This window comes from Pseudomonas sp. LBUM1645, from assembly GCF_059716185.1.
In genome coordinates, this window is sequence record NZ_CP166811.1 from 4,145,104 (window position 1) to 4,160,653 (window position 15,550).

Consider the following 15,550-nt stretch of genomic DNA (forward strand, 5'->3'; position numbering starts at 1 on the left):
TCATCAGAGCCCCCTGACCCGAGGTCAGGGCTTGCTTCAATCTTTTAATCAGGTGCCGCGGCATTGCTGGTGTCATTCACCAACCCCAACGCAGAGAACAGAATGACACTGGATTTATCGGCAACCACTGCCGTGAGCGGCGCACGATCGTTACGCTCCTGCGCCATAAAGGTCCGACCGCCATCGACGCTGGTCAGCACGTAGCCACCAAAACCGACCACCAGCACCCGACCATCAGCCAGTTGGGTCAGGCCAGTCAGTGCCTCCTTGACCCCAGTCTCGGTGCGGGTCCAGGTCACGCCGTCGACGCTACGGTACAGATGACCGCGAAGCCCGGCAGCGACGAAGGTATCGTCATCCAGGGCAATCACATTCCACAGCGAACCACCCTGCCCGGTTTCGCCACGCTGCCAGGTTTGCCCACTGTCAGCGGAAAAAACGCTGATGCCACTTTCCCCGACTGCCAGCACCTTGCCCGAGCTGGTACTGGTCACGCTGTTAAGGTGCATGCCTGGGTCATCCAGTGCCTCGATCAGGGACGAAGCTTGCCAGCTGCGGCCGCCGTTGTGGCTTTCCAGCGCCAATCCGAACTGGCCGACCGCGAAGCCGTGTAGCTCATTGAGGAATCTCACGGAGAGCAGCACCTCGCCAGGTTTTTCCGCCCTGCGCAACAGGCTCCAGTTTTCACCCCCATCGCTGCTGGCGAGAACGACGCCATCATGGCCCACCGCCCATCCGTGCAGGTCATCGATGAACTGAACGGAGGTGAGCATCGATTGCACCGGCACCGAGCGGGCCTGACGAAATTGCTTGCCGTCATCTGAAATCAGCACCGTGCCGTAGTCACCGACCACCACGATCCTTTGCCCCGCGCGAGTCGCAGCGACCAGGTTGGCCGCTGCGCTGTTGGCGCCGAGCACCGCAGGTCGGTCGACCGGCACCCGGCTCGGCTCGGCGGGTGCCGAGAGTGTCGCCAAAGCCAGGACCAAGGCATAAAGGGAATAATCAGAACGCTTCATGTCTGGACCTCAATGGTGGGCAATGCCGGGAACCCGTACCGGGCCCCTGCGCGGAAACAGTCGGTCGAGCACCACGGCGAAAGCTGGCAGCAACGTTATGGCCATGACCATGTTGATCATGAACATGAAGGCTAGAAGCTTGCCCATATCGGCCTGGAACTTGAGCGGAGAAAAGGACCAGATGGCCACCCCGACTGTCAGCGTCAACGCGGTGAAAATGGTGGCGATACCGGTTTCCAGGATCGCGCTTTCGACGGCCTTGGTCGTGCTTAGCCCGGCGCCCAGGTGCAGCTGGAAGCGGTTGTAGATGTAGAAGGCGTAATCCACGCCAATGCCCACTGCGAGCACCATGACCGGCAGCGTCGCGACGGTCAGGCCGATGTTCAGTTCTTTCATGAACCAGTAGCCAATCCATGTCGCCACCGTCAGCGGCAAGCAGCAAGACAGCACCGCGCGCCAATCGCGGTAGGTGAGGAACACCAGCGCAATAATGCAGCCGTAGACGTAGAGCAGCATCGGCATCTCGGACGCCTCCAGCACTTCGTTGGTAGCGCCGGCCACGCCTGCGTTGCCGCTGGCCAGGCGGATCGCCACACCATCCAGCGTGTTAGCGGCACTGAACGCCTTGACCGCCTGCAAGACCGCCTTGATGGTGGTGGCCTTGTGGTCCGCGAGGTAGAGATTGACCGCCTGCATCGAGCAATCGGCACTGCCGATGCCTTGCGTCTTCGGCAGGCTCAGCATGATCCCGCCAACGCCGCGACCGTCGCGCGGCAGGCTGGCCAGCTTCGGATTGCCCTCGTTCAATGCCGCGACGAACTCCTTGCTGACCGTCGCTGCCGACTCTACGGCGACGACGCCGGGGACTTGTTTCAGTGCCCAGCCGAGATCGTCCGCCAGCTGGATCATCGAGGCGTTCTCGCAGGCATTGTGTTCAGTCGCGATCACGACCGTCAGCCAGTCGAGGCCGACATTGAAACTCGAGACGATGGAGGCCGCATCCTGATTAAAGCGCGCATCGGCACGCAGCTCAGGCGCCCCCGGCTCCAGGCTGCCAACATGCCGCCCGTGGCTGCCCCAGAGTGAAAGGCCGAACACGACCACTCCTGCGAAGGTGACCCATACAGCTTTTTTCGGCTCTGCCAGGCGCGCTACCCCGTGCAGCCACTGGCTGCGCCGCTCACGTTCAAGCATGGCCTCGCGGGCGAAATCCGGACTGACGCGAACATAGGAAGCCGCCACGGGCAACATGATCAGATTGGTGATGATCTTGTAGCCGACCCCGATCGACGCGGTGATCGCCAGCTCCTGGATCATCGGAATCGGCACCAGGACCAGGGTGATGAAACTGACGAAAGCGGTGACCAACGCCAACGTGCCGGGAATCAACAACCCGCCGAAACTGGCGCGAGCGGCCTGCAGGCTGCTTTTGCCATGGGCGATCTCGCGCACGATGTAGTTGATCTGCTGAATCCCGTGTGACACGCCGATGGCGAACACCAGAAAAGGCACCAGAATCGCCAGCGGGTCCAGACCGTAGCCCAACAAACGCAAGGTGCCGAACTGCCAGACCAAGGACACCAGTGAACACGCCAGCGGCAGGACCGTCAGCTGGACCGAACGGCAATACCAGTAGACAGCGGCCGCCGTCAGGAAGAACGCCAGAATGAAGAACGGAACGGAGGCCTTGCCCTGCTCGGCGATATCGCCGATCTGTTTGACGAAGCCGATGATCTGGATCTCGAAGTCGGCGTCTTCAAATCGAGCCCGTAACTGTTCCTCAAGGGCGTGGTTGAACGCGATGTAATCCAGCGGCTGACCGGTGGCAGGGTCGCGATCGACCAGCTCGGCGGTGATCGCAGCGCTACGGTGATCATTACCGACTAGTGTGCCGATATGCCCACCACGAACGGCCCGTTCGCGAATCTGCGCGATCACCGCGGCATCCAGGCGATCGGGCGTCAGGTCGCCGCCGGTAACAGGCAGCGCGCTGAAACCTTCCTCCGTGGTTTCGGCGACGAAGACATTGGGCGTCCACAGGGACGTCACCGATGCCCGGTTGACGCCCGGCATGGCCGCCAATGCCTCGGTCACATTGAACAGCCGGCCCAAGCCCTGCTCACTCCAGATATCGCCCGTGCGGGCATGTACGACCACGGTCAGCCGGTTGGCACCGAATAACTCATTGCGATATTTCTGGAAGGTTTCGATGTATTCGTGACGGGTCGGAAGCTGCTTCTCGAAGCCAGCCTCCATCCGTAGCTGCAGGGCGAACACCGCCATCAGCACGGTGAAACACAACAGCGATAGCAGCAACGCCAGCCTGTGCCGGAAGGCAAGGACTTCGAAGCGGGCGAGAAAGACTTGCAACATAGATCACCTGGCCTTCCGGCTTAAAACGAAGTGGTCAGACTGAGACCGAGAAAGTCTTTGTCGAGCATCGGGTTACTGTCCCCGCCACCGTAGAAGTGGGTGAAGTCGACCCTTGCGACCAACCCCGGGTTGGTTTTGAAGTCGACGTTGAGCGCCGTGGTAACCGAGCCGACGTTCTTCGAAAAACCGGGGAAGAAACCCGCCGCGCTGCCGTAAAGACCATGATTGATATTCAGCTCCGGGCTGAACGAGGCGCGGGTGCCAAAGGCGTTCGGGTAGGTCAGCACGCTGGAGAGCGCCAGCCCGGCGGTGGTCCTGGTGGGCGCCGCGCCATCGAAGTTGGCCGCATAGGGCACATGGGTCTCGAAGGACTGGTTGCCGCCATTTTCACCCGGCGCTGCAGCACCCAGATCCAGGTTCGGCAGATGCGACACGGCCAGTTCTGCGATCATCTGGCCTTCGCTAGCGCCCAGTACGCCGATCAAGCCGCCGAAACTGTCCGGCCGCAGGATGCTCAGCCCGCTGATGGTTGCCTGATAGCGCTCGGTTTCAATGAAACCGGGGCATACGGTGCCGTCAGGTTTGCCACCCGCAATCGGGCCGCCGCTGAGGGCATTGCCGTTGGCGGGAAGACATGAATACTTGCTGCTCGCCACCTGCGGTACCGACTGATCGATGATCACCGCATCCTTGGGTCGATAGGCCAGTTCGGCCCCCCAGGACCAGTCGCCCAAGCGGAAGTTGTAACTGATGCCGAACAAGTCGCGGTCTTGGGCATAGTTGACGAAGTAGCTGGCGTAACCCAATGGGTTGTTCGCCGTGGAGTCGACGACAAAGCCGATGGCCGGAGTCTTCTCCTGATAGCGAATGTAATAGAGACCCAGTTGGTCCCCCGTTTCCTCGAAGGTATAGCGCGCCGCCAGACCGAACTGCCCACCCTTTTTGTACTTGTCCGAGCTGCGCCCGAGGGCCGAGCCCAACCCGCCAAGGTTGTTCTGCGCGCCGGGGTAGTTGCCGTCCAGTCGGTCTTGCAGACTGATGGTGCCCCCGGTTGTGGCATCTATAGTGCCGTCGTCGCCCAAAGTGCCGGGCGGACCCGCCGGTGGCAAGGCTCCACCGGTCAAGGCCGGGGTGCCGAAGAACAGCCCCTTCCCTCCTGGTGTCGCCATGTCGAAGGGGCTGAAGAAGGTCCCCTTGGCTGGCAGGATGTGCTCGTCGAACCCCCACTGGTAATAGGTCTCGATGCCGAAGTTATCGGTCAGGCTGGTGGAAAAATCGAGTATCGGCGTCGGGCGGTAAAGCTCCTTGAGTTGCACCCCCGCGGAGTTGGCTTTGCGCAAATCCATCGGGTTGATCGCGTTGATGCCGCCGGAGGTGAGGATCGCCTCACCCCATGTGACCACCTGCTTGCCGGCGCGAATTTTCGAGGGCTGACCGACGATATCGAAGTCTTTCTGCACATAGGCATCAAGGATCTCCGCGTCGCGCACCGCGTTGTGCCTGGCGCTATCGGGAATGTCGGTGCGCTGGGTATCATCCACCGCAAAATCGTAGAACCAGGCACCGCGCAGCAGCCCCTTCCAGCCATCCGGGGCTTTCAGGTAGAGGTCATGGGTGCCGCGAATGACCTGACTGATCAGCTGACCTTTGTTGTAGTTCAGGTTGCCATCGTCGCCATTGAGCATGCTGAGGTCAGCATCAGCCTTGAAGTTGGCACAGCCGCCATTGTCATAGCCGACGTAACGACAATCGCGGTCCTCTGCACGCATTTGCATGCCCAGTGAAAGGGTGCTGTCAAAGTTGCCCTCGATGCCGTCACCCAGTTCGAAGCGGAAGGCATGGGCCTGCGGCGCGAATGCGCCAGTGCTCACTGCTGTGGCGATGGACAGGCTCAGCGGCGCGAAGCGCAGCAAGCCGAAATGAAATTGCCGAAATTTTCTTGTTGTTGTCATGGCGTTCTCGTCATGCGGGAAAGTCAGATTCGGTGCAGCCAAAAAGCTTGAGTGCAGGCTCAACGGCCCGCGCTGGAGCGGAAGGATTCCACGGAGAAATCGGATTTATTGACCGCAACGCCATAGACCGGCGCCTTGCCGCTACCAGCGACCACTCTGTCGCTGATGTAGCGACCGACCTGCAGGTCATAACTGACATAACCCGCCTGTACGCAGGCGCCGAGACTCCAGTCGGTGACGGTGTAGGCCTCCATCGAGCGCCAGATCTTTCCCTGGGCGTCATAGAGGTCTTCAGCAACGATCAGCCAGCTGTCTTCGTCCAGGTATAAGGTCCGCTTCGGGAAACTGTGGCGCATACCCGGCTTCACACTGGCCTCGACCACCCATACCCGGTGCGGCTCATAACGCACCTTGTCGCGCGCCATGAACAACGGGTCGTGTACGTCCTGGGCCGCAAGGGTGTGGTCGTACATCGGCACGTTGTTGTAGGGGATGATCAACTCTTGTTTGCCGACCAGTTTGAAGTCGTAGCGATCCAGGGTGCCGTTGTACATCTGCAACTGGTCCACCGAGAGGAGGTTGTCACTCTGGAGCACTGGCGCGTCGTACTGGTAGGTTGGCGCACGCCGCACACGGCGTTGGGAGGCGAAGTACAGCCAGATATCGTTCGGCTTGGCGATGTAGTAGTGGGCCAGTGAGCCTTCGCCAGCGATGGCCGCGGGCGCCGTGATGAAGTTGCTCACGTAAAGCTCCACCCCATTGCTGCTGGCCAGGTCACTACCGGGCTTGCCCATCGGGAACAGAAAGTCATCGTAGAGCTGCTGCACCACGCCCAGATTCTTGCCGCTGGCGCCCTTGGGCGGCAGCATGCCGACATAGGAGTAATGCAGTGATTCGCCTTGATAGCGCAGCTTGAAGTTCCAGATCGCCTCGACACCACTCTGCGGGATCGGGAAAGGGAAACCACCGCCCTGCACCTCAGCCAGTCCCCAACCATCGGCTGCCAATTTGGCGTCGGTGGCGTTTTTGCGGGTCTGTACGGCAACGCTGGCCGGTATCGGGCAACTGCGATGGGATGGATAGACATCCATCCGGTAACCCGGCTGCTTGAGCAATTCCCGTTGACCCGGGCTCAGCCTCGCCTGGTATTGAGTAGCGTTGCTCGCATTGATGGAAAATAACGGCTTCTCCCCGGTGAAGGGGTCGACCGGCTTTGCCCCCTTCTGGAAACCGGCTGGTGCCTGCGCCTGCGACCCCGTCCACGCCGGAACCGAACCATCCTGATTGGCCTTCGGCTCGGCGCCGACCGGGGTCAACCCGCCGCCGAGCCTGGCAGCCTCGCTCTGCGCCACGGCGGCGTAAGCAGCGTCCTGCGCACAAAAGGCTGAAAGTCCGACCATCAACAGCTTCGCGTATTTATTCATTGTTATGCCTCCTCGAATTCTGCGATTACCCGACTCCCGCTTATTTCTTATTCGTCACAGGGAGTCAGGTGCAGCGCATCCTAAGTGGGCTGTCACAGTCCTGACTTATGAAAAACTCTTATGCCCATAGCTAAAAGTGAGGTACGGCGGATCGAGCTGCTACACGGATCGCGTCGAGGCTTAACTGGCTGGCATCAGGCATAACGAATGGTTATCCCGATAGGCAGAACTCATGCGGGAGGCGCGGAATCCGTGCCCTATAGTTGCGCGGCTTAAGCCCCGCTGCAGGGTGGTGAGTTGAGAAAAGACAGTGTTGAAGGTGACGGTTCCTGGTCAGGAGCCTGATCACCAAAGCTGCCAAGCGCGCCCCGGCGCCCGCCATCCTGAAGTCACTGTGCTCCGCCCTTCGACAAAGGAACTCTCGTTATGAAACGCCTTTTACTGACCCTGGCCGGCGGCCTGCTGGTGCTGACTGTATTGCTGGTCAGCCGCACTTTGCTTCTGGCTCCTGCGCAAATCAGTGGCACCACCCCTGCCCTGCCCAAGGGCCTGGATGTCCAACGTGCCGCCGCCCACCTGGGCGAAGCCATCCGCTTCCAGACCATCTCTCATCAACTCGGCGCCGACAGTGAACAGCTGGCGAACAGCCGCGCCGCCTTCCAGGCGTTGCATGCCTGGATCGCCAACACGTACCCGCAGTTTTCGGCCAAGGCCCATCGTGAAATCATCAGCGGCAGCAGCCTGCTTTTCACCTGGGAAGGTCGCAATCCAGAATTGCCGCCGGTACTGCTGATGTCGCACCTGGATGTCGTACCGGTACCTCCCGGCAGCGAAGCGCAATGGCAGCAACCGCCTTTCTCCGGCGCCTTGAACGACGGTTTCATTTGGGGGCGTGGCACCATCGATACCAAGGGCTCGGTGGTCGCCATGCTGGAAGCGGCAGAGTCTCTGATCAGCCAAGGCTTCCAGCCGGAACGCAGTGTGCTGTTCGCCTTTGGTCACGACGAAGAACTCGGCGGATTGCAGGGCAATCGACTCATTGCAGAGCAACTCAAAAAGCGCGGAGTCCATCTGGACTGGGTCGCGGATGAAGGCGGCGCCGTGACCCAAGGGTTGATTGCCGGCGTGCAAGCCAACGTCGCAGTGGTCGGCATCGCCGAGAAGGGCATGATCAGTCTGGCCCTGCAAACCAAGTCCGCCGGCGGCCATTCGTCGATGCCCCCCGCCTTCGACGAAACAGCCATCGGCCGCCTCAGCCGAGCGCTGCAGAGAATTGGTCAAAGCCCTTTTACGGATTCACTGCAAGGCCCAACGGCAAGCTTTCTCGACAGCATTGCCCCGGCCCGGGAATTTAGTCTGCGCCTGGTACTCGCCAATCGTTGGTTGTTCGGGCCACTGGTGACCAGGAGCATGGAGCAAACGCCTTCCAGTGCAGCCCAAGTGCATACGGTGATCTCGCCGACCCTGCTCACTGGCGGCATCAAGGAAAATGTCTTGCCACCGGATGCCAGTGCGGTGGTCAATCTGCGTATCCACCCGCAAGACAGTATTGCCAGCGTGCGTGAACATGTCAGCGCGGCGGTCAATGACCCGCAAGTGACAATCACGGACTTGCCCGGAGCCATCGAGCCGTCGGCCGTTTCCAATGTCAATGGCGAGGCTTACCGCTATTTCAGCCAGACGATCCGTGACAGCTTCGGCAACACGCTGGTAGCGCCCAACCTCACCGTTGGCGGCACCGATTCGCGCTATTACCTGCCGCTCACCGATAACGTTTTCCGCTTCATCCCGATCCGCCTGGCCGCGCAAGACCTGCCACGCTTCCATGGCAACAATGAGCGTATCTCAATCGAGAATCTGGGCGAGGCGGTTGCATTTTACTATCGGCTGCTCAGCAACCTGCCGGGCTAGTCAGAGTGACTTGGAACCAACAATGCCCAGTCCTCGAAAGCATCTGAGTACATAGAAGCTTGATGACAACAAATGACTGACCGTTTTTTGTTGTGGATTCAACCGATCGACGCAACAAGTGGTGTTGCATCGACCGGTTGAATCCAGCCTTTGAGGTGCAATTCATCAAGCCATCAAGAGCGCCCTACGGAACCTGTAACCGGTAGATTCCCCAGCAAGTGGAGCCCGGTACTCTTCACGAAAGCGTCATAGTCCATCGGTCTCTCGATACGGGTTTCAGCGTTGGGTAGTACGTAGGCCCAGGCACGCTTGGACGATGCGTCGTAAACCAGCTTGAACAGGCGGGTCGGCACCCAGACCTTGTTGTCGCCGATGGTGGTGTGGCCTGAGTCAAACAGCGGGCCGGTAAAGACAAACACATTGCCATCGGCTCGCTTGGCAAATTTTCTGACGTCCGCCTCGACCTTGCTCCAGATCTTCCGGTTGTTGGTGGGGTCTTGCGGCACCATGTTCGACAGCGCAAAGGATTGGGCCATTGCATTGGGGCTTGGTGCATCGGCTGCCGGGGATTGATGGCCGCGGTCCACGGCCGGATGTTGGCTGCGGTAGTCGCTCAACTCTGCCCGCCCATTCTTGGGGATGCGTGGGTCCGGGTAGAACTGGTTGGTGCGCTCCTCCCCTTTGGCATCCTGCAACTGGGCGGCATTAAGGCGTTCGACCACTACCAGCGGCGTCTTGCTGGTTTGCGAGTACAGCACCGCGAAGTTGTCAGAGCACAGGGCCAGGGGTTTCATGGTTGCAGGCACAGTGGCCATGTTGATCGGTTTCGCTGCCGGGAACAGCTCTGCGCAGCCCTCAAACGATGCCTGTTTCTGTTTGTTTGAATAGAGCTCCAGGGCCGCGTTCTGGTTGATCGAACCCGAGCGCGACACTTGTTCCTGATGCTGGGTGGGCGGCTTGAGGAGATCCAGCAGACTGCGGGCTTCTGCCCCGGTCGAGAGCAAAACAAGGGCCGACAGCCCAACTGCAATTTTGCGTAGGTGCATGCTTTTAATCTTCGAATTGGATTGAGGGGTAAACGTACGGCGAGTCCCGATTCACGGAACCAGGTGGAGGCGGTTGCTGATTATCTTGCGGCGAGCATGCTTTCACTGTCCTTGATCAAAATGCCGATGCGGATCCGGTCGGTTCCGAGCAGTACGACCGCTGACGGTCGTGCGGGATTTATTGACCATGACAAGTCACATAAGTGCTGAGCAGCGTTTACATTCTGCTATGCCTGTTCAGCTCGAGAGGCGTCCCCACCGACAAGTCGCCCCCTCCCCCAATACACAACCGACTGTTGGCGACACAGAATTTAGTTGTGTTGCAACGACCGGTTGAATCCACAGCCAATAGCCGTCGCTCGTTCCAAATGTGCAGCGCCTTTGGCTCTTGCCTTCAGCCAAACGCTGATCCGTTTCAGACAGGATTGCACTGTCGCTCATCACACAGGTACTATTGAGAACGATTCACACTAACATCTGGAAAGTCGACCAGTGCAATCTCCGTCCAGTAAGCTGGGATTCTTTTTCAGCGATCATCATCGTTGGCTGCTGCAGCATATTCATCGGCACCTGCGCAATCACGCAGACGCAGAGGACACCGCCGCCGATACGTTTTGCCAGTTGCTGGTGGCTCGTGTCGATCCCGACAGCATCGAACAACCTCGTGCTTACCTTTCGACCATTGCTCGCCGGCTGATCTTTGACCGTCATCGCCGGCGCAAGTTGGAGCTGGCCTACCTTGAGCGCTTGTCCGTTCTGCCCGAGGCGCTGGCCCCCTCCCCCGAAGAACAGCTGCAGTTGATCGAAGCCCTGGAGGCCATCGACCGGGCTATCGACGGCTTGCCGATGGTCGTCAAGGCGACTTTCCTCTATAGCCAACTGGATGGTCTGAGCTATGTCGCGATTGCGAAGAAGCTGGGGCTGTCGGAGCGCACTGTCAGTCGTTACATGAAACAGGCATTGCGTCAGTGCTATCTATGCGAAATGTCGTCATGAGTAAGCCGCGCCTGGACCCCATCAGTGAGCAGGCCATCGACTGGATGGTAACGCTTCGCGCCGGTACGCCCGATGCTGCACTGCAGGAACGTTTCAACGAGTGGCTGGCGATGGATCGTGCGCACAGCCAGGCCTGGGCAAAATTGCAGGACCGTCTCGGCGGTTCGTTCAACACGGTTCGCGCGCTGGATCGACGTTTACCCGGTCATGCCAGCGAAGCCCGCCAAGTGCTCCTGCAGCCTCATGGTTCGCGCCGCGACGCCCTGCGCGTGATCGCCGGTCTGGGCCTGCTCGGAGGCGGGATTTGGCTAGGCGCCAGAAGTCAGCTGGGTGACGCGCTGCTGGCTGATCTGCACACCGGGCGCGGCGAGCGTCAAAACTTCAATCTGGCCGACGGCAGCAGCCTGAGCTTAAACGCCAACAGCGCGGTGGATCTGCGCTTCGATGACAAGCAACGGCTGGTGATCCTGCGCCACGGTGAACTGGTGATTGAGGTGGCGCCCGATCCCCGCCGTCCGTTGCGCGTGCGCACCGCTGAAGGTGAAGTGCGCGCGCTGGGTACCCGGTTTCTCGTTGCCCAGGAGCAAGATGCCAGCCGACTGGTGGTATTGCAGCATTCGGTCGAAGCACGGTTGTTCGACGGCACAGTGCAAGTTGTGCAAGAAGGTCAGTCGGCTCTGCTGCACGCCCGGCAAATTGCCCTCGTTAGCGGCGATCAGCGCCAGCGTGCCGACTGGTTGAGCGGGAGGCTGAATGTGCTGGACGAATCCCTTGAGCAAGTGGTCGACGCCCTACGCCCTTACAGTCGCGGTTTTGTGCGCGTGGCTCCCGAGGTTCGAGGCTTGCGCGTCCAGGGTGTGTTCCCGCTTGACGATCCCAACCGGGCGTTCAGTGCTCTGGCAGAAACCCTGCCTATACGGGTGGATCGCTACAGCCCTTGGCTGACACTGATTGGCTCGAAGTAAAACGGTGAATTTTTTTTGATAATCGATCTTATTTGTGTCCGGTTTTCATTTCTCATCCCACTTATCTCCTGACACTTCAATACAAACAGGAGAATGTTGTGTTTAACACATGGCCCCACACCCTTTCCGTCGCCGTTGCCCTGGCAACCCTGGCGAGCCCTGCCCTGGCGCAAAACCTGACCTTCAATCTGCCAGCCGGCCCACTCGCCAGCACGCTTAATGCGATCGCCGGCCAGAGCGGGCAAATCATTTCGCTGGAGCCATCGCTGGTGCAGGGCAAACAGGCGCCATCGGTGATCGGCCAGATGTCGGCCGAGCAAGCGATGCAGAGGGCACTGTCGGGCAGCGACTTGCAGTTACGCGTGACGGATCAAGGCAACTTCAGCGTTGAACCGGCCCCGCAGAGCAGCGCGACACTGCAATTGGGTGCCACCAACATCGTTGAACGCAGCATCGACGCCACTACCGAAGGCTCGGGTTCCTATGCCGCGCGGGCAGTGACCATCGGCAAAGGCACTCACACCCTCAAGGAAATTCCGCAGTCGGTCACGGTGATGACCCGCAAACAAATGGACGATCAGGATATCGTCGATCTCAAGGATGCGGCCAACAAGACCACCGGCCTGGTCGGCGCCCAAGGCGTCGGCAGAGGCATGATCCTCTCCTCGCGCGGTTTCCAGATCGATGACTGGCAGTACGACGGTGTGCCGATCCCGCGTAACACTTACGCGCTAGGCAACTGGGCCACGCAGGATTTGATTTTCTTCGATCGCATGGAAGTGCTGCGTGGCGCGTCCGGTTTGCTGCAAGGCACCGGCAGCCCCGGCGGCGCCATCAACCTGGTGCGCAAGCGCGGTCAGGCCGCACCGAAAGTGACCCTGACCGGTAAGGCCGGCTCCTGGGATCACTACGGTCTGCAACTGGACGCCGGCGGGCCGTTGAACCAGAACGGCACCATCCGTGGACGTTTCGTTGCCGACCAGGACGACACCCACACGTTCGTCGACTCCGAATGGTACAAGACCACCTCGCTGTACGGCGCGCTGGACTTCGACCTGAGCGAAGCCACTACCGTGGGCGTGGCGGTCAGCCAGTCCGACGGCGAATCCCGCGCGAACGTCCGCGGCTTCCCGCGTTATTCCGACGGTAAACCCATCGACCTGTCGCGCAGCACGTACACCGGGGCGAAGTGGAACCATTCGGATATCGACGTCACCACGATCTACACCGATCTGGAACACCGTTTCAACGACGACTGGGCCTTCAAGGTCGGCGCCGTGCACATGACCGAAACCAACAAGGCGAAGAACCAGCGGGTTCAATCCACCGGCGGTGGCATCAGGCCCGATGGCACTGGCGTGCAGTACGCTGACTTCGTGACAGACCTGGACTCCACCAAAGTCGCGCTGGACATGAACCTCATCGGCAAGTTCGAAGCCTTGTCCATGCAGCAGGAAGTCATGCTGGGCGGCAGCTATTCCAAATACACCTCGGACGACAAATACGCCCGAACCTTCAATAACAGCACCGACAATATCTTCGACATTAATCACAACCGTCCGGAGATCAGCTACGACGGTTTGGTCAATTCCCCCGGTGGTCGTGGCTTCCCCAGCAAATACGACATCCGCCAGAAAGGCCTGTACGGCAACTGGAGGGTCAAGCCTGTTGAAGACCTGACCCTGGTGCTCGGCTCGCGGGTCAGTTGGTACGACTACAGTTACAAGTCTCAGATCGAGACCCCGACCAGCATTACCCCCGATACTGACAGCGCCGCCACCGAAACCGGGGAAGTCACGCCTTACGCCGGTATCATTTATGACCTGAGCCGTGAATGGTCGGTCTACGCCAGTTACGCCGACGTATATACCCCGCAAACCGAACGCGATACAGACGGTTCGGTACTTAAACCGATTATCGGTACTAACTACGAGATCGGTCTCAAGGGCGAGTTGATGGATGGCCGGATCAATACATCCGTGGCTCTGTTCCGTTACGACCAGGAAAACCGTGCCGTTCTCAATCCGCAGGGTCCGCAAACCTGCGACGGTTGGTATTGCTCGACGTCATCGGGCAAAGTGCGCAGCCAGGGTCTGGATGCTGAAATCAGTGGCGAAGTGATCGACAATCTGCAGCTGTTTGCCGGCTACACCTACAACACCACCAAGTACCTCGACGACCCAGACAACGAAGGCAAAATCTTCAGCTGGTGGACGCCTAAACACATGCTGCGTGTGTGGGGCAATTATCAGTTGACCGGCGACTGGAGCCGTGTGAGCACTGGCCTTGGCTTTACCGCACAGACCCACACGGTAGGTTTCGACCACTCCGTCAACGTTCCGGGCTACGCCGTGTGGAATGCCCGTGTCGGTTACCAGCTCACCTCGGAAATCGAGCTGGCGATGAATGCCAATAACCTGTTTGACAAGACCTACTTCGCGGCGGCCTACAACCAGATCAATGGCAACAACAACTACGGTGATCCGCGCAACGTGATGTTCAGCGTGAAGTACACCCCGACGTTCTAACACTGAATAACGTAATTCGATCCCGATCTCTCGGTGCCAACCCGGCCGGAATCCGTTTCCGGCAAGAGGGCATTCGCTGACGCTTGGTCAGGCGCACTTTGCAACCACGTTGACGAGGAGTGCGCAGCGGTCGGGACTGTTCCTCGTCGGCAACCTGCATTCCTCAAACCGCCATCTGGTCATGACGAAGCCATTTCGATTAATGAACGCGAACTGAATCACCCTATCCTGTGGAGCTATGTGATTGCAGCTAGAGCCCGAACGCCAGTTTCAGTTCACTCGGTTACGCCCGCTGCGCTTGGCTAGATAGAGCGCATCATCGGCCCGAGTCAGAAGGCTTTCCACATCGTCACCCGCTTTGGCGAGGGCGACACCAAGGGACGCAGTTACAGTGTCTAGCACCTCATCCGTGCCACGAACCTTGATCCGCAACGCCTGAATTTTTAGGCGCAACTGCTCAGCAAAAGTATGAGCACTGGTGAGATCAAAACACTCTTGCAGGACTACACAGAACTCTTCACCACCATAGCGTGCCGCCAGGGCCTGAGGCGGGATTGAGTTCCGTAACACCTGACCAACATGCTCAAGTACGCGGTCGCCTAAAGGATGGCCATACCGGTCATTGAACTGCTTGAAATGATCAATATCCAACATGACCAATGCCACCCCATGAGGAGCGTTGATCAATGCATGCTCCAGCAAGCGAGTGAAGGTAGCTCGGTTCAACACCTTAGTCAGACCATCCAAAGATGCAGCCAGTTGGGCTCGCTCGAGCTTGTCTCTCAGACTCTTGATTTCATTTTGCGCTGAGTGCAGTTGGGAGAGGAAAAGCTCTTGCTGATCCTGCATGACCTGGGTGCTCTGTTGCAGCTCGCTCAGAATGGCGGGCAACCTCTGGTCGACCGGCTCCGCGAGCATTTCCATGCAATGGCCAAGACTGGCTTGAAAGTTGGCACTGCCATTCACGCTACGCGAGACATTACGCTCCATGTCGTCAACCAGATTGATCGCTTGCTGTTGCCCTGCGCGCGCCTCCTCCAATTCGTCACGAATGATGTAGTCGCGAAAAAGCTTCGTAGCAGATTCTGGAGGGAAACAGTCGAAGTCTTTTACCACCCTGTCCAGATGGCGATTAAGCTCTGGCTCCTGACCTTTGCTGTAGGTGTACCAGAGAGCATAGTGAACGGGATTTGGTGGAATGTTGTGACGCACCATCAGTGGTACGGCCTGCTTCAGCAAAGCCGCCGCCTCGCGGGAGTCTTCTGGATACAGCGCTAGGGCAGTCGCACGCGTCTCTGATTGGCTCATAACGTCACTGTGGTTGGTTTTATTGGCA

The 15,550-nt window shown here is 59.2% G+C and carries 10 protein-coding genes; 4 read left to right on the forward strand and 6 right to left on the reverse strand.

Going from position 1 to position 15,550, the window contains the following annotated elements:
• Positions 1 to 44 precede the first annotated feature (44 nt).
• From ACA079_RS18485 to ACA079_RS18500, 4 genes are read right to left on the reverse strand one after another with little or no spacing between them, the layout of a single operon-like run.
• Complete coding sequence (locus tag ACA079_RS18485; RefSeq protein WP_497700402.1) at positions 45 to 1,019, reverse strand: WD40/YVTN/BNR-like repeat-containing protein; 975 nt, start codon at positions 1,017 to 1,019, stop codon at positions 45 to 47.
• 9 nt (positions 1,020 to 1,028) lie between these two features.
• Positions 1,029 to 3,392: an efflux RND transporter permease subunit gene (locus ACA079_RS18490; RefSeq protein WP_497700403.1), complete on the reverse strand. Its 2,364-nt coding sequence runs from the start codon at positions 3,390 to 3,392 to the stop codon at positions 1,029 to 1,031.
• A gap of 20 nt (positions 3,393 to 3,412) precedes the next feature.
• Entirely contained in the window at positions 3,413 to 5,344 is a 1,932-nt protein-coding gene (locus ACA079_RS18495; protein ID WP_497700404.1) for a DUF1302 domain-containing protein, read from the reverse strand.
• Positions 5,345 to 5,403: 59 nt separating this feature from the next.
• Positions 5,404 to 6,768, reverse strand: coding sequence for a DUF1329 domain-containing protein (locus ACA079_RS18500; protein ID WP_497700405.1), 1,365 nt, complete (start codon positions 6,766 to 6,768; stop codon positions 5,404 to 5,406).
• Between the two features lie 426 nt (positions 6,769 to 7,194).
• On the opposite strand from ACA079_RS18500, the gene ACA079_RS18505 reads away from it, so the two are divergent.
• Entirely contained in the window at positions 7,195 to 8,679 is a 1,485-nt protein-coding gene (locus tag ACA079_RS18505) for a M20 family peptidase (protein WP_497700406.1), read from the forward strand.
• 173 nt (positions 8,680 to 8,852) lie between these two features.
• Here the strand turns inward: ACA079_RS18505 and ACA079_RS18510 are convergent, their stop codons facing one another.
• Positions 8,853 to 9,725, reverse strand: coding sequence for a DNA/RNA non-specific endonuclease (locus ACA079_RS18510; RefSeq protein WP_497700407.1), 873 nt, complete (start codon positions 9,723 to 9,725; stop codon positions 8,853 to 8,855).
• 492 nt (positions 9,726 to 10,217) lie between these two features.
• Between ACA079_RS18510 and ACA079_RS18515 the strand changes: the two genes are divergently transcribed.
• The 3 genes from ACA079_RS18515 to ACA079_RS18525 all read left to right on the forward strand — a co-directional run bounded on the left by ACA079_RS18515 (position 10,218) and on the right by ACA079_RS18525 (position 14,214).
• On the forward strand, positions 10,218 to 10,721 hold the full coding sequence (locus tag ACA079_RS18515; protein WP_497700408.1) for a sigma-70 family RNA polymerase sigma factor: 504 nt from the start codon (positions 10,218 to 10,220) through the stop codon (positions 10,719 to 10,721).
• Positions 10,718 to 11,686: a FecR domain-containing protein gene (locus tag ACA079_RS18520; RefSeq protein ID WP_497700409.1), complete on the forward strand. Its 969-nt coding sequence runs from the start codon at positions 10,718 to 10,720 to the stop codon at positions 11,684 to 11,686. The genes ACA079_RS18515 and ACA079_RS18520 overlap by 4 nt, the downstream gene beginning before the upstream one ends.
• Before the next feature lie 98 nt (positions 11,687 to 11,784).
• Positions 11,785 to 14,214, forward strand: a complete 2,430-nt coding sequence (locus tag ACA079_RS18525) for a TonB-dependent siderophore receptor (RefSeq protein ID WP_497700410.1) — start codon at positions 11,785 to 11,787, stop codon at positions 14,212 to 14,214.
• Positions 14,215 to 14,484: 270 nt separating this feature from the next.
• Here ACA079_RS18525 and ACA079_RS18530 read toward each other — a convergent pair whose 3' ends face one another.
• A complete protein-coding gene (locus tag ACA079_RS18530; RefSeq protein ID WP_497700411.1) occupies positions 14,485 to 15,522 on the reverse strand; it encodes a GGDEF domain-containing protein in 1,038 nt (345 codons plus the stop codon).
• Positions 15,523 to 15,550 lie beyond the last annotated feature (28 nt).